Origin of the sequence: Pseudarthrobacter sp. NBSH8, assembly GCF_014217545.1 — a bacterium.
Lineage (GTDB): Bacteria > Actinomycetota > Actinomycetes > Actinomycetales > Micrococcaceae > Arthrobacter.
Map to the genome: position 1 here is coordinate 400578 of NZ_CP043178.1, position 14558 is coordinate 415135.

Consider the following 14558-nt stretch of genomic DNA (forward strand, 5'->3'; position numbering starts at 1 on the left):
CGCCACCGGGACATTCGTCAATTGCTAAGTATGCTTAGAATGACTGTCCGGCCAATGCTCCGTCCGGAGCCGCCTGCACTGGAGGAACACGATGAAAGCGTCACCCACCCTTGCCAGCAACCTTCAGATGGTCCTCACGGACCTGATTGAGCTCCATCTCCAGGCCAAACAGGCCCACTGGAACATCGTGGGCACCAACTTCCGAGACCTTCACCTGCAACTGGACGAAATCATCGCCAGTGTCCGGCTGTTTGCCGACCAGACGGCAGAGCGGATGCGGGCACTGCACGCCTTGCCCGACGGGCGGAGCCGGACCGTAGCCGCAGACACACGCCTTGATGAGCTCACCGGCGGGCTGATTTCCACGAAGGAGGCCGTCAAGCTGGTCACGGCCAGGCTGGAGCGGACGGTGAAGACCATGCGGGATGTCCACGATGAGGTGGACGAAGAGGATCCCACCAGCGCCGACTTGCTGCATGCCGGCATCGAACGCCTGGAACAGCTGGCGTGGATGGTCAACGCCGAAACCATGACGCCGTCCACCGCCGTCACGGACCCGGCGGCAAAGTAGGTCAGGCCGGAGAAACGCCAGAATGTCTGCATCGCCCCAGCGGCCTGTCCGCATAATCTCAACTCAATCCGAACTGGCTTGGACAGTTCCCCTGCTCGACTCCGTGGCCTCCGCGGCAGGCGACGTTCCCGCGTTGCTGTCGTTGGCCCGGGAGGCAGGAGGCAACTGGCCGCAGCCAGGGGGCGGGCATACTGCCCATCTCTGGGAGCTGCTCGCTTCCGTCTCCGCCGTGGACGTTGCCGCCGGGCGTGTCTTCGAACCGCATGTGGATGCCCAAGCGATCCTTGCCCAGGCAGGGAACTATCGGGCGGGCCACGATCCGGCCGATCGCGCGGGGGCATGGGGAGTGTTTGCCGCCGAAGGCCCGGGGCTTCGCCTCGAAGCCAAGACCGGCGACGCCGGAATTCTCTTAAGCGGGTCCAAGCCGTGGTGTTCACTGGCCACGCTCCTGGACCGGGCCGTTATCACTGCCCACACAGAAACCGGCGGACGAGCCGCCTTTGCTGTGGACCTCCGGCATCCGGGCGTGACCTGTGACGAGCCGGCATGGGTGGCCCGCGGGCTGCGGGAGATTCCCAGCGGTACGGTCCATTTCAGCCAAGTGCCCGCACAACAGCTGGGCAGCGACGGCTGGTATTTCAGCCGGCCCGGATTTGCCTGGGGTGGCATGGGGGTAGCTGCCTGTTGGCTCGGGGGCGCCGTGGGCGTGGCACGGGATTACAAAGAGGCCTTGACTGCCGCAGCCCGGTCCGGCCGCGAACCTGACCAGATTGCCCTGGCTGCACTCGGCGAAACAGACAGGATCCTCACCGCCGCGCTCCAGTACCTGGCCCGAACGGCAACAGTTATTGACGACGGCGGCCTGTCCACCGGGGAAGAAGCACCGGAGACTGGAGGCCGCAGCCCGGAAGCCAGGGAAAACCCCCGGAAGTCAGGGGCGCACACGGGGACGGACCGGAGCGTATGGAGCGATGCGTTACGCGTACGCGGAACCGTAGCGGCCGCCGTCGAACGCGTCCTCTCCCTGGTCAGCCAGAACCGGGGACCGGCGCCGCTGGCGTTCGACGAACCGTATGCCAAACGCATGGCGGACCTGGCGCTGTACGTGCGCCAGCACCATGCCATGCGGGACGACGCGCAGCTGGGAAAACTGACGCTGAAGGGGGAACATCTGTGGTGACTTTTTCGCACACGGACCAGGGGACTGCCGAGGCCCGTTGGGCGGCGAGCGGGCTCGCCGCGATAGCGGAGTTGCCGTTGGGGCAAAATGAACTGGCTGCCATGCGGTTCGTGGTGTTGGCTGCACACCCCGACGACGAGACCCTGGGCGCAGGGGGCCTGCTGGCTCTGCTGCACTCGCTGGGCGCCGACGTCGAGGTGCTGCTGTGCACGGCGGGGGAGGGCTCGCACCCGGGCTCGGCGACAACCACGCCTGAACAGCTCGCCGCCGTCCGGCTTGAGGAGTTTGCGGCGGCGATGCGAGTCCTGGGGATGGCCGGACGCTGGCGCTTCCTCGGGTTGCCGGACAGGGGCCTGCAGGAACTGGCGCCGGAAATCGCCGGCCGGCTGCGCGAGGCCATTGGCCGATTCGCCGGCCCACCGCAGCAGCTGGCAATTGTGGCCCCTTATCGGGATGACGGGCACGCGGACCACAACGCCCTCGGCGCGGTGGCCGCGGACGTCGCCGGCGAAGATGGGCACGGCCTGCTGGAGTATCCCATCTGGTACTGGCTGTGGGCCTCCCCGGAGGACCCTGCGTGGCGGTCCTGGTCGCGCGTTCCGCTAAGTACTGAACAGCAGGCGGCGAAGAGATCCGCCATGGACTCACACACGAGCCAGATACGTCCGCTGTCGGGGCTGGCGGGAGACGAAGTGCTCCTCGGCGAGGGGCTGCTGCAACATTTCAGGCGCGCTTTTGAGACATTCGCCTGGACGCCGCCCGGGGCCCAACTGGTCCACTCCCCTCCCCATTCCAGCGCGGACGCGCAACGGATCTTCGACGCCGTGCACGCGAAGTCCGATGACCCCTGGGCGTACACCACCAGCTGGTACGAGCGGCGCAAGCGCACCCTCACCCTCGCCGCACTGCCCCAGGAGACCTACCTTTCTGGCCTGGAAATCGGCTGCTCCATCGGAACATTGACCGCCGAACTGGCCCCCAGATGCACCAGCCTGCTTGCCGTGGATGCCAGCGGTACCGCGCTTGAGCTTGCGGCCCGCCGTCTCGCGCCGTTTCCCGGCGTCAGCACGCGGCAGTTGACGCTCCCTGCCGACTGGCCTGGGGGCCGCTTTGACCTCGTGGTGGTCTCCGAGGTGGGCTACTACCTGTCGGCGGCAGAGCTGGAGCTGCTGCTGCAGCGGATCCAGGAATCGATGGCGCCGGGCGGCACGCTGCTGCTGTGCCACTGGCGGCACCCGGTTTCCGGATGGGAGCTCGACGGCGACTCGGTCCACGCGCTGGCCCGGAACCGGCTGCGGTGGCCCACCGCCGGTCTGTACCAGGAACGCGATTTTGTGCTGGAAACGCTCGTGGCTCCCGCCGATGCCGCCGATCCCGGACCTCCGGTGTCCTGAGATGGGCGGGATCGAGCAGGTTGCCGCGGTTATTCCGGTCCATAACGAGGAACCGCACCTGGCACGTGCGCTGGCAGCGCTCAGTAGCGCAGCTGATGCGCTGCAGCAAAGCCAACCGGACATCGACGTCTCCATAGTGGTGGTTTTGGACGCCTGCACGGACGGCTCGGGCTCCGTGGCAGCGCGGTTTGCAGCGGCGGATGGCCGCATCGCCCTGCTGCCGGTCGCGTTCCGCAGCGTGGGGAGGAGCCGGCGGGCAGGGATCAACCTGCTTCTCGCAGGACGCTGGCCGGACCGTTCGCGGGCGGGCCGTGTGCTGGCCACCGAACGGGTGTGGCTGGCCAATACAGACGCCGATTCCTGCGTTCCGGAAAACTGGCTCCTGCGCCAGGTGGAACTGGCTGACCGCGGCGCCGATGCAGTCTTGGGAACGGTGGAACCGGATCCGGCGGGGATGGACGGCGAACTCCTGCGGCGCTGGCACGTCCGGCATAAGCTGGGGGAGGACCATCCCCACGTGTACGGTGCGAATTTCGGGGTACGGGCCTCGGCCTACATTGGTGCTGGTGGCTTTCCCCGCCAGCGCTCGCATGAGGACCGGGCACTGGCAGCACAGCTACGCCGCAACGGGTACCGGATTACTTCCACGGACACGGTCCGGGTTGTGACCTCCGGGCGGACCGAGGCCCGGGCGCCGCAGGGATTCGGCGCATATCTGCTGTCCCTTGGCATGGAATCCGCGGTGGCGTTCGAACGCTGAGGAAGCGTAAACGGTGGAACCACATGGTCGCTGCGCAGCGGACACATTGAGGGGGCCGACGACGACTGGGGGGACTGGCCTCGGTCTCAGGAGAGGCCACCTCGCCGCCGACCCCGCCTGACACCCGGGACGCCATGGCCCCGGGAAACCTGAGGGAATCTGCTGGTATTGATCTTCCTCCAAGTGGGGTGCCCTGCCTAGTCCTGCGTGGTGGTGTCCCGTTCCGACTGCTCCGCGCCGTTCCGATGGTGCTCACGCAGCTCGCGCCCGCGCCGGATATCGTCTTCTTCCTGCTCTTGTATCTTCTCGCTCCTCTTGGTGTCCCGGGGCGGCAGTTGGATGGTCTCCTCGGCCTCGATTCCGGCCTGGAGTTGCCGTCCCCGCTCCATCTCGGCGTCGAACTCTGCCCCGAACAGCAGTGACATGTTCAGGATCCACAGCCAGAGCAGCATCACGATCACACCGCCGAGCGCGCCGTACGTTTTGTTGTAGTTGCCGAAGTTGGCCACGTAGAAGGCGAAACCCAGCGAGGCCAGCAGGAACACCAGCAAGGCGATAAACGAGCCGATGCTCATCCACCGGAACCTGGGTTGCCTCACGTTGGGCGTGGCGTAGTAGAGCATGGCGATGATAGCCGTGACCAGGGCCACGATCACGGGCCATTTCGCGATGTTCCAGACGGTGAGGAACGCGTCGCTGAGCCCGATGGCCCCGCCGACTGCCTCCGAGACCGGTCCACTGAGCACCAGCAAGCCGGCGAGGACGGCCACCGTGACCACTGCCAGCAACGTCACGGCCAGCATGGTCCCGCGCAGCTTCAGGAACGGGCGGCCCTCATCCACTTCGTAAACGCGGTTCATGGCCCGGCCGAACGCTCCGACATATCCGGAGGCTGACCACAGCGCAGCTGCGAGGCCGACGAACAGGGTCAGTCCGGCGGCAGGCGCGGCGGCGAGCTCCTGCACGGGCCCGCTGACGGTGTTCACGGTGTCTGCGGGCGCAACGCCCCGGACGATTTCGAGCAAGGCCGTGCTGGTTCTTTCCGCATCGCCGAAAAGGCCTACCAGTGAAACCAGCGCCAGTAACGCCGGGAACAGTGAAAGCACGGCGTAATAGGTCAGGGCTGCCGCCAGATCGGGGCACTGGTCCTTGCTGAACTCCCTGATCGTCTTTTTGGCGATGTACTGCCAGGACGGTTTGGTGACGTCGGTGGGGCTATCCGGTTTCCGGGAATCGTCGGGCGCCGGAGCGCTGCCCGCCTTGGCGGTGCTGGTTTCGGGTGCGTCGTGAGTGGCCATGGGGTGTCCTCCCGGTGTTGGAAAAGGAGCGGGCCGGTTCCGCCGGGGGAGGCGGAACCGGCCCGTCTGTGCGCTGTAGTCGTAAGGTTAGGGCGCCCTCAGGGCTGTCGCCGTTACGTGTTCTGCACGTTCTCCCTCGCGTCCGCGGCACGGTCTTTGACGTCCGCTGCCGCAACCTGGCCTTCTGTCTTGACGTGTTCGGCCGCGTCGGCTGCTGTGGCCTTGACGTTCTCCATGGCTTCCCGCGCCGGTTCTTTCAAGCCCTCAGCGATCTCCTTAGCGGCCTCGGTCAGCTCGGCGGTCAACGGTTCGGCAGCGGATTTGAGGGCATCAGCTGCTTCGCGCTCTTTCTCGCTCGCCGGGATCAGCGATGACAAAAGCAGGCCGGCGCCGAAAGCGATGAGCCCAGCAGCAAGCGGGTTGCCCTGCGTCTTGGCCTTCACCTGGTGCGGAGCGTCACCAATACCGTGCACGCGGCCGGTGGCGTCGTCGGCTGTTCCCATGACTTTCTCCTTCACTCCGAACACGGCGTCCTTGACCTTGTCTGTCTGTCGATGGACGATGTTCGACGGCGTCACTTTGTCTGCCACCGCGTCCACGTTCGTGCCCAGGCGGGCACGGGTTGCCTCAATATCTGAACGGATAACGTCCGGGTTGTCGCTCATGGTTTTACCTCACCGGGTTTTAGGGTTGGGGGAATTTCCTGGAGTGTTTCAGCGGTTTGGGGCATGCCCTTTACAGTTTTGAGCTCCCTGCGGCCCACTGACGCCAGCACTGCGGCGATGACGCCCCAGATGACAGCGACGACGACGGCGGACCAGCCGAGTCCCATCAGCCCGCTCAACGCGATCCAGAGGGCGATCGACAGGAACAGGAGCACGAAGTGGCCGGCGACGCCGGCGCCGGCCAGCATGCCACCTCCCCTTCCTGCCTTGCTGGCGGATTCCTTGAGTTCGGCCTTGGCAAGCTCCACTTCCTGGCGCATCAGCGTGGACAGGTCGCGTGTCACCTCGCCGAGCAGGTCACCCAACGACGTGTTGTCCGCCTTAGCGTGCGCCGCAGATGGGGGAGGCGCAGGTATCTGGCTGCTCATCAGAGCCTGCCAGCCTGGCCGTCTGCGGAGCGGCCCCGGGTCAAAGGGTCGTTGGCCATAGGATCGTCGGCGAAAGCGCCATCCCGCAAGGGATCGTCGTCGCGGCGCTCATCAGACCACTCCTCCGCGAGCTGCGGGCTGTCCAACGGACTGGCGGGACGCGTAGGGTCACCGTAGCTGCTCCCCGGTGCGCCGCCGTCGAACCCTGCCGTGTTGGTGGCCGGGCCCGGCAACTGCACCGGAGGGGGCGGGACAGTGCCACCAGCCGACGGCGTGTACCCGTCAGGACCCGCGCCGCGCTGGCCGCCCGTGCCAGGGTAATTCGACGCGGACTCTGGTGCGCCGGCGCTCAGGCTGCGGCTGAGCCGGCCAGCAAGGACTCCTGCGCCGGCCGCGAGCAGCAGGAAAGTCCCAGGGCGCTGCCGGGCGAAACTCTTGACCTCGTCCAGGAGCGACCCCGGGTCCCGTCCGTCCAGCCAGGCGGCGACGGACGAGGAACGTTCCGCTGCCTGGCGGACCATGTCGGTGGCCACCCCGGGCTGGTCGGACGCCTGGGCCATGGCGTGCAGTTCGTCCGAGACTGACCGGAGGCCGCTGGCTACCTTCTGCTGCTGCGTGCTGGCCTGCTGGGTGAGGTCATAGCGGGCCTGCTGCAGGAGCTCCTTGGTGTTCGCCTTGGCCTCCGATGCGACGTTGGCCGCTTCCGACTTGGCGGTTTCAGCCACACTCTGTGCGGAATCCGCCGCCGTCCGCGCCACATCTCCGGCTTCTTCTTTGGCTGCATCGGTGCGGGAGGTCCCATACGTATCACCCGTATGCGGCGCTGCTGTGGGTAACGTGCTGGGGAACGTACTTGGCTCACGTTCTCCTGTGGTTCCGCGTGTGGCCTGTGGAGCCGCGTAAGCCGGATCCTCGGACCATTGGTTCTCTGTCATCTTCGCTCTCTCTTTCCAAAGAAGGCCTGTTATTGATTAAGAACCAGCGATACTGGCCGTAAAATAGTAAGCATGATTAGTAACGGAAGGTAAGCACCCTTCCTACCTGAATTTCAAAGGGGTTCGTATCGCCTGCCGCCCGGCATCGCAGGGACCCCGTCACAACGAAGTGGAAAGGGTGGGTAGTCGTGGATACAACATCGTGGGTTTGGGTGATTGTTGCCATCGTTGTGCTGGTCCTGATTGTGCTGTGGCTGGTGACCGGGCGTCGCCGTCAGGCCATGCAGCAGAAGCGGGACGAATCGCACCGCGAAAAGGCCGCCGAAATGCGCAGGAAAGCCGAGAACATCGAGCTCGATGCGCGTGAGAACGAAGCCCGGGCCAACCGCGCCCGTGCCGACGCGGAAAAGGCACAGGTGGACGCTGCGAGGCTGAAGCAGGAGGCTGAGCAGAAGAACGATGCGGCCAGGTCACTCCGCGAAGATGTGGCCGAGCGCACGCAGAAAGCCGACGCCTTGGACCCCGACATAAATCAGGACGGGGACGCGCGACCCGACGCCATGGAGGCCGAATCCATGCCGGCTGACGCTGACGTGCATCCGGACGAGGCCAGCCGCGCCGAGGAACTTCGGCGTGACCGGACAGACCGGGACCGACCGCTTTCAACCTGACCCTGATCCCGCAACCTGGGCGTGGTCCCGGGGCCGGAACCATTGCTGGTTCCGTCGCCGGACCAAGACTGCGCGGACCGCCGACGCTGGGTGGTCAATTATGGTTGATCCATGACTGAAGTGGCACACGGGTAATGGCAAAGCGCGCCAAGTCAGGCGGGCGGAACAGCCAGCGCTCGACGGCGGGTGTCATTGAGGTGCCCAAGGGGACCCGTCCTGAGGGCCCGGTTGAGGGCGTCTACTACGTTGATACCGGAGACTGCGAGCTCATTGCGGACCAGGACAACTCCAACGGGTGGCTCCTGAAGATCAACGGCGTTATGAGCTCCCATATCGACCTTGCCGATCCGTTGTTCCTCGATTTTGAGTACATGCGCTGGATGGCGGCGCTGATTGAGTCCCGTTGGCCGCCGAAGTCCGGCAAGGGCGGAGCCAAGGCTGTCGCGCCCACCGCGGGCGGGACAGAGAAGCTGCGCGGACTGCATCTGGGTGGCGGGGCCTGTTCGCTGGCCCGGTACTTCCACACCGCCTATCCGGACGCCCGGCAGGTGGTGGTGGAGCTCGACGGCAAACTGGCCGAGTATGTCCGCGGCTGGTTCGACCTGCCCAAGGCACCGCTCCTTCGGCTCCGCGTGGGGGAGGCCCGCGAGGTCACCGAGACGCTGACACCGGACAGCCGCGACTTCATCATCCGAGACGTGTTTGCCGGTTCACTCACACCGCGGCCGCTCACCACCGCCGAGTTCAATGACCACATCCAGCGGGTCCTGGCGCCGGGCGGCATCTATGTGGTCAATTCCGGCGACGCGCCGGACCTGAAGAATGCGCGTGAAGATGCCGCCACCATCGCGGCCGCATTCAAATACACCGTCATCATCGCCGACCCCGCCATGCTGAAGGGCCGCCGCTACGGCAACATGGTCATGGCCGGCAGCGACAGCCCGCTCGACGGAGACCCGCAGCTGGCCCGCCGGCTGCTGGGCGGCGCCGTCCCGGCCCACATCTGGAACGACGCCCAGGTGCGCGCCTTCGCCGCGAACTCCCCGGTTCGTCACGACCCGGCCGTGAACGCCTCCGGTGATTGAGCTCGTCGAAATCCAGGTTTCGACAAGCTCAACCCCCGGAGTTCCCGCCCCGGCCCAGCAGGGCATCCCGGTGCGCCGCCGTTTGGTCGCGCAAGGCCTGTACAACGGCGGCCACGGCGGGGCGGCGCATCGAATCGGGCCGCAGCACCATCCAATACGGGAGCAACTCGGCGAAGTCGTCGGGGAGCAGCCGGACCAGGTCAGTGTGCAGATTGCCCATAAAGCACGGCAGGAAGCCGATGCCCGCGCCGGCACGGGTGGCCTCCACATGGACAAACACGTTGGTGGACGTGAGCCCTTCGCGCATGGCGGGCACCAGCCGCCGGGGTGCGTCCAGATCGTCCACCTGCAGCATGGAATCCACAAAGTAGACCAGCGGGTGTTCTGTCAGTTCGGCCACGCTCGCCGGCGTCCCGTTCTCGGCGAGGTAGGCACGCGAGGCGTACATCCCCAGCATGTACTCGCCCAATTGCACAGCCTCGGCCCGGTGGACCTGCGGTTCGCCCACCACCACTTCGATGTCCAGGCCCGACCGCTGCTGCAGGGCCCGCCGGGTCATAGTCACCACTTCCACGCTCAGCCCCGGGTGTTTCCGGCGCAGCTGCGCCACCGCGGGTGCGGCGATGTAGGCGCTGAAGCCATCGGTCGCGGTCATGCGTACGACGCCGGTAATCGGGTCAGGTGCCTGGCCTGCCGGTCCCAGCGCACTCACCGCTGCCTCAACCTGTTCGGCAACCCGGACAGCGTCCGTGCCCAGCTCCGTCAGTTCCCAGCCGCCGGCCGCCCGGGCCAGGACGCGGCCGCTGAGCGCCTTCTCGAGGGCGGCTATCCGACGCGAAACGGTGGTGTGGTTCAGCCCCAACACTTGCGCCGCCGTCGTAAATTTTGCGGAGCGGGATACCGCGAGCAGGATCAGGAGGTCATCGGGATTTGCCTTCATATCTGCAATTGTGCACACAGTTGGTGCTGGTTTGGCCATTGAATGCGCATGTTTGTGCAGTAATACTCAGTGGAGCCATTAGTGCTGTGGATCACAGCGCGTGTCAAAGTGGACACTAAGGAGAAACTCATGAGCGTAGAGCAGCGCTCGGCAGACAATGCCGCCGGATCCGCACCCAAGGGATCCGGACTGAAGAAGATTGTGGCCGCCTCGATGGTGGGCACGGTGGTGGAATGGTACGAATTCTTCCTCTACGCAACCGCCGCCACCCTGGTCTTCGGGAAGTACTTCTTCCCTGCCACCGGCAACGAGCTGGACGGCATCATCCAGGCATTCCTGACCTATGCGGTGGGTTTCGTGGCGCGCCCCCTCGGCGGGATCGTCTTCGGCCAGATCGGCGACAAGCTGGGCCGCAAACCCACGCTGCAGCTGACCATCGTGATCGTTGGCGTGGCCACCTTCCTGATGGGCTGCCTCCCGGGCTTCGCCGACATCGGCTACCTGGCTCCGGCGCTGCTGGTGGCCCTCCGCTTCATCCAAGGCTTCGCGCTCGGCGGTGAATGGGGCGGCGCGGTGCTGCTGGTTGCCGAACACAGCCCCAACAAATCCCGCGGATTCTGGTCCAGCTGGCCGCAGGCCGCAGTGCCGGTGGGCAACCTGCTGGCAACACTGGTTCTGTTCATCATGTCCACCGCTCTGAGCCCCGAGGCATTCCTCGGCTGGGGCTGGCGCGTGGCCTTCTGGCTTTCCGCCGTGATCGTCTTCGTTGGCTACTACATCCGCACCCACGTCACCGAGGCGCCCATCTTCCTGGAAGCCAAGGCCCTTGTGGAGAAGGAGCAGGCCGTCAGCTACGGCGTCTTCGAGGTGGTGCGCAAGTACCCCAAGGGCATCCTGCAGGCCATGGGGCTGCGCTTCGCGGAGAACATCATGTACTACCTGGTGGTCAGCTTCGCGATCGTCTACCTCAAGAGCGTGCACAAGTACGACACGTCCTCGCTCCTGCTCGCACTCCTGATCGCCCACGTCATCCACTTCCTGGTGATCCCGCAGGTGGGACGGCTCGTGGACAAGCTGGGACGCAAGCCCGTCTACCTGATCGGGTCCATCTCCGGTGCGGCCTGGCCGTTCTTCGCCTTCCCCATGTTTGATACCCGCAACGCCGTGGTGATTGTCCTGGCCGTGACCATCGGCCTGTGCCTGCACGCGTTTATGTATGCCGGCCAGCCTGCCATCATGGCCGAGCTCTTCCCCACCCGGATGCGGTACTCGGGCGTTTCGCTGGGCTCGCAGGTCACCTCGATCTTCGCCGGTTCGCTGGCCCCGCTGCTGGCTACCCAGTGGCTCAAGGACACTGGTTCCTGGCTGCCCACGGCCATCTACCTGGTGGTTGCCTGCGCCATCACTACGGTGGCGGTGCTGAGCCTGAAGGAAACCAAGGGCATTGCCCTGGAGGAAGTGGACAAGGCCGACGCCGCCCGCGAGGGACTGCTCCCGGCCGGCTCACGCTGAGCTGCTTGAGCCGCCGAGCTACTGAGGACTGGGTAAAACGATGGGAAGTGCAATGGATAACACCCTGAACGGCCGCAAGGCCGTGGTGACCGGCGGCGCCAGCGGGATCGGCGCTGCCTGCGTCAGGGAACTCGCCGCCCGCGGGGCGAAAGTGGTGGTGGCCGACGTCGACTCCGCCGGCGCTGCCGCCCTCGCCGATGAAGTGGGCGGCACGGCCTGGTCCGTGGACCTGCTGGACGTGGACGGACTCGCCACCCTGAGCCTGGACTGCGACATCCTGGTGAACAACGCCGGGATTCAGAGCATCAGCCCCATCGAAGCGTTCGATCCGGCGGACTTCCGCCGGATCATCGCGCTTATGCTCGAAGCCCCGTTCCTGCTGATCCGGGCCGCACTGCCGCACATGTACGCCAACGGATTCGGACGGATCATCAACGTGTCATCCGTGCACGGAATCCGGGCCTCCCCGTTCAAAAGCGCGTATGTTTCCGCCAAGCACGGCCTCGAAGGGCTGAGCAAGGTGACGGCGCTTGAGGGCGGGGAGCACGGAGTCACATCCAACTGCATCAACCCCGGCTACGTCCGGACTCCGCTCGTCGAAAAGCAGATCGTGGACCAGGCCAAAGTGCACGGCATCCCCGAGGCTGAGGTCCTGGCCAAGGTGATGCTCACCGAGTCCGCCGTGAAACGCCTGGTGGAACCGGAGGAAGTTGCTTCGCTGGTGGCCTGGATGGCGTCCGATCATGCCGGCATGGTCACCGGGTCCAGTTACGTGATGGACGGCGGCTGGTCGGCGCGGTAAGCCCCTAGTCCTTCCGGGGCTTGGAGTTTTTGTCCAGATAACGCGGGTTCAAGGGCCTGATGGGTGCGTTATCTGGACAAAAACTCAGTCCTGGCGCCTCAGGTGGCGGTGATCGTAGAAGAAGACCCCGGCCTCGGCGCCGAGTTCCACGGACGGACCGCGGTGGGACATGATGATTCCCGCGTGCCGGCCGTTGAACGGATCGTCGCCCACCACGGCTTCGCCCACGCGATAGGGGCACCGCGGGCGGAACGCCGCGAGGACCCGGCCGCAGGCGCGGTGGACGAGGGTAGAGAGTCTGACGGGCCGCCCCATGCTGGCCAGGTCCTGGACGTGTGCTTTCACCATGCGAACCACTCCTTGAAGCGGCGTGGAGCCGCTCAGTCTGGTGCGGTAGCCGGAAAGCTCCCAGCAGAGGATGGTCCTCCTATTCCTGGCTGGCACCTTACAAGTACGGTAGGCCCTATTCACACCAGTCACACCAGTAACATGTACCTGTCTTTGCGGACCAGTCCTACTTAGGCGATTTCAGGGTTGGAGCGGGCTCTTGAGGATGTCGTCGGCGTTGTTGTAGGCCCAGGTGACCAGGGGAACCAGCAGGCCGGACAGTTCATAGCCGCGCTCGGTCAGGCTGTAGTCCACGCGGGGCGGGATGACCGGCTGGGCCTTCCGCAGCACCGGGCCGTCGCGCTCCAGGGTCTTGAGGGTCTGCGCCACACCTGCACCAGTTGCCCGGCACCGTCAGCTGACCACCGGCAGCGGCGAAGTTTCGTCCACGAGTTCGGCCCGGCGTCGTCCGTTCCCCTTGACCCACAGCCGGTAGGCGAGGACCAAAAGCCCCAGCCACACCGCGCTCACATAGAGAGCCACGCGGGTGTCCTCGAAGGCGCCCAGGACGGCAATGACCAGTGCCATAAACGCGATGGTCAGGATGGAGGCAGCCGGCCACCACGGGGACGGGAATTCCGACGCCGGCAGGCCCTTCCGCGCGATCTCGCGTTTCATCGCGACATGGGAAGCCAGGATCATGACCCACACCCAGACGGTGGCGAACGTGGCAATCGAGGCGATCAGGATAAAGACGTCCTCGGGAATGACCGCATTCAGAACCACGCCCACCAGGAGGATGCCGGCCATCATCACTACAGTCATCCATGGCACGCCATGGCGCGAGACCTTGCCGAAAAGTGCCGGTGCGTGGCCTTGGCCGGACAGCCCGAACAGGATGCGCCCGGCGCCGAAGATGTCGCTGTTGACGGCGGAGAGTGCAGCGGTGATCACCACGGCATTGAGAATGTGCGGTGCGGCCGGGATGCCCAGGCCGCTGAAGATCTGGACGAACGGGCTACCGTTGGTCCCGATCTCGTTCCACGGGAACAGGCTCATCAGCACGCCGAGAGTCAGGACGTAGAACAGCAGGACGCGGACGGGAACCGTATTCACGGCCTTCGGAATGACCTTCTTGGGGTCTGCGGCCTCCCCGGCGGTGATGCCGAGCGTCTCGATCCCGCTGAATGCGAACATCACGACGGCGAACGATGCCAGCAGTCCCTCGAAGCCGTTGGGGAACAGCCCGCCGTGCTCCACGAGCTTGCCGAGTCCCGGAGTTACTGTGGAACCGCCGGCCTGGAAACCGAAGGCGATGATGGCGGCTCCGCCGACGATCATGGCGATGATGGCCACCACCTTGATCAGCGAGAACCAGAACTCGAGCTCGCCGAAGACCTTCACGCTGAGCAGGTTCATTGCGGCCAGGAAACAGATGATGGCCAGGATCCAGATCCAGCGGTCCACCTGCGGAAACCAGAAGCCCATGTAAATGCTGAATGCGGTGACATCGGCGATGGCCACAATCGCCATCTCAAAGACATAGGTCCAGCCGGTCACAAACCCTGCCAGCGGCCCGAGGTAGCGGCTGGCGAACTGGCCGAACGAGCCCGAGACGGGGTGCCGGACAGCCATCTCGCCGAGGGCCCGCATGACCATAAACACTGCCGCGCCGCCGATAACGTAGGCGAGCAGGACCGCCGGGCCCGCCTTCGGGATGGCCGAGGCTGAGCCGTAGAACAGGCCTGTGCCGATCGCTGACCCAGTGCCATGAAGCGGATATGGCGGACGTTCAGTCCCCGGTTCAGGACGTGCGCGACGGCGGCTCCCGGCCTGGGCTTTTCGGCCGGGCTTGCGTCTTGGGTGGCGGCGCCTGGTGCTTGCTGCATACGAATACCTTCTCGTCGTTGGGAGGGGGATCGCCAACCAGCAGACCACTTTGGCGCCCGAGGTGATGAGACCCACGGGCGGTTGGTGTCTTCCATCTCAG

15 protein-coding genes and 1 pseudogene are annotated in these 14558 nt (G+C 65.5%); 8 read left to right on the top strand and 8 right to left on the bottom strand.

What is annotated here, in order from left to right; all coding sequences use genetic code 11:
• The first annotated feature begins 91 nt into the window (after positions 1 to 91).
• The 4 genes from FYJ92_RS01820 to FYJ92_RS01835 are packed head-to-tail and all read left to right on the top strand — an operon-like array spanning position 92 to position 3905.
• Entirely contained in the window at positions 92 to 571 is a 480-nt protein-coding gene (locus tag FYJ92_RS01820; RefSeq protein ID WP_185262354.1) for a Dps family protein, read from the top strand.
• A 22-nt stretch (positions 572 to 593) separates the two neighbouring features.
• Positions 594 to 1751 (top strand): hypothetical protein, encoded by a 1158-nt coding sequence (locus FYJ92_RS01825; RefSeq protein WP_185262355.1) that lies wholly within the window; start codon positions 594 to 596, stop codon positions 1749 to 1751.
• Positions 1745 to 3145 carry a bifunctional PIG-L family deacetylase/class I SAM-dependent methyltransferase gene (locus tag FYJ92_RS01830; RefSeq protein WP_185262356.1) on the top strand — a complete coding sequence of 467 codons (1401 nt, stop codon included), beginning with the start codon at positions 1745 to 1747 and terminating at the stop codon, positions 3143 to 3145. Before FYJ92_RS01825 ends, FYJ92_RS01830 begins: the two co-directional genes overlap by 7 nt.
• Before the next feature lies 1 nt (position 3146).
• The gene (locus tag FYJ92_RS01835) at positions 3147 to 3905 is read left to right on the top strand and encodes a glycosyltransferase family 2 protein (protein WP_255482251.1); all 759 of its coding nucleotides are present in this window, start codon (positions 3147 to 3149) and stop codon (positions 3903 to 3905) included.
• A 197-nt stretch (positions 3906 to 4102) separates the two neighbouring features.
• Here FYJ92_RS01835 and FYJ92_RS01840 read toward each other — a convergent pair whose 3' ends face one another.
• From FYJ92_RS01840 to FYJ92_RS01855, 4 genes are all read right to left on the bottom strand, one after another.
• On the bottom strand, positions 4103 to 5203 hold the full coding sequence (locus FYJ92_RS01840; RefSeq protein ID WP_185262358.1) for a YihY/virulence factor BrkB family protein: 1101 nt from the start codon (positions 5201 to 5203) through the stop codon (positions 4103 to 4105).
• Between the two features lie 113 nt (positions 5204 to 5316).
• The gene (locus tag FYJ92_RS01845; protein WP_185262359.1) at positions 5317 to 5868 is read right to left on the bottom strand and encodes a DUF3618 domain-containing protein; all 552 of its coding nucleotides are present in this window, start codon (positions 5866 to 5868) and stop codon (positions 5317 to 5319) included.
• On the bottom strand, positions 5865 to 6296 hold the full coding sequence (locus FYJ92_RS01850) for a phage holin family protein (RefSeq protein WP_185262360.1): 432 nt from the start codon (positions 6294 to 6296) through the stop codon (positions 5865 to 5867). Before FYJ92_RS01850 ends, FYJ92_RS01845 begins: the two co-directional genes overlap by 4 nt.
• Positions 6296 to 7021, bottom strand: a complete 726-nt coding sequence (locus tag FYJ92_RS01855) for a hypothetical protein (protein WP_370526101.1) — start codon at positions 7019 to 7021, stop codon at positions 6296 to 6298. Before FYJ92_RS01855 ends, FYJ92_RS01850 begins: the two co-directional genes overlap by 1 nt.
• A 398-nt stretch (positions 7022 to 7419) precedes the next feature.
• Between FYJ92_RS01855 and FYJ92_RS01860 the strand changes: the two genes are divergently transcribed.
• Together FYJ92_RS01860 and FYJ92_RS01865 are read left to right on the top strand one after the other, a co-directional pair.
• Positions 7420 to 7902 carry a hypothetical protein gene (locus FYJ92_RS01860; RefSeq protein ID WP_185262362.1) on the top strand — a complete coding sequence of 161 codons (483 nt, stop codon included), beginning with the start codon at positions 7420 to 7422 and terminating at the stop codon, positions 7900 to 7902.
• A 134-nt stretch (positions 7903 to 8036) separates the two neighbouring features.
• The gene (locus tag FYJ92_RS01865) at positions 8037 to 8987 is read left to right on the top strand and encodes a spermidine synthase (RefSeq protein ID WP_185262363.1); all 951 of its coding nucleotides are present in this window, start codon (positions 8037 to 8039) and stop codon (positions 8985 to 8987) included.
• 28 nt (positions 8988 to 9015) lie between these two features.
• On the opposite strand, the gene FYJ92_RS01870 is transcribed toward FYJ92_RS01865, so the two are convergent.
• Positions 9016 to 9927 carry a LysR family transcriptional regulator gene (locus tag FYJ92_RS01870; protein WP_185262364.1) on the bottom strand — a complete coding sequence of 304 codons (912 nt, stop codon included), beginning with the start codon at positions 9925 to 9927 and terminating at the stop codon, positions 9016 to 9018.
• Between the two features lie 129 nt (positions 9928 to 10056).
• Between FYJ92_RS01870 and FYJ92_RS01875 the strand changes: the two genes are divergently transcribed.
• Both FYJ92_RS01875 and FYJ92_RS01880 read left to right on the top strand, forming a co-directional pair.
• A complete protein-coding gene (locus tag FYJ92_RS01875; RefSeq protein ID WP_185262365.1) occupies positions 10057 to 11439 on the top strand; it encodes an MFS transporter in 1383 nt (460 codons plus the stop codon).
• A gap of 52 nt (positions 11440 to 11491) precedes the next feature.
• On the top strand, positions 11492 to 12241 hold the full coding sequence (locus tag FYJ92_RS01880) for a 3-hydroxybutyrate dehydrogenase (RefSeq protein WP_185262366.1): 750 nt from the start codon (positions 11492 to 11494) through the stop codon (positions 12239 to 12241).
• Between the two features lie 84 nt (positions 12242 to 12325).
• On the opposite strand, the gene FYJ92_RS01885 is transcribed toward FYJ92_RS01880, so the two are convergent.
• The 3 genes and pseudogenes from FYJ92_RS01885 to FYJ92_RS01895 form a co-directional block, all read right to left on the bottom strand.
• Entirely contained in the window at positions 12326 to 12589 is a 264-nt protein-coding gene (locus FYJ92_RS01885; protein ID WP_185262367.1) for a hypothetical protein, read from the bottom strand.
• A 180-nt stretch (positions 12590 to 12769) separates the two neighbouring features.
• The gene (locus tag FYJ92_RS01890) at positions 12770 to 12958 is read right to left on the bottom strand and encodes a helix-turn-helix domain-containing protein (protein WP_185262368.1); all 189 of its coding nucleotides are present in this window, start codon (positions 12956 to 12958) and stop codon (positions 12770 to 12772) included.
• Between the two features lie 24 nt (positions 12959 to 12982).
• Positions 12983 to 14457: pseudogene (locus tag FYJ92_RS01895) on the bottom strand (amino acid permease).
• Positions 14458 to 14558 lie beyond the last annotated feature (101 nt).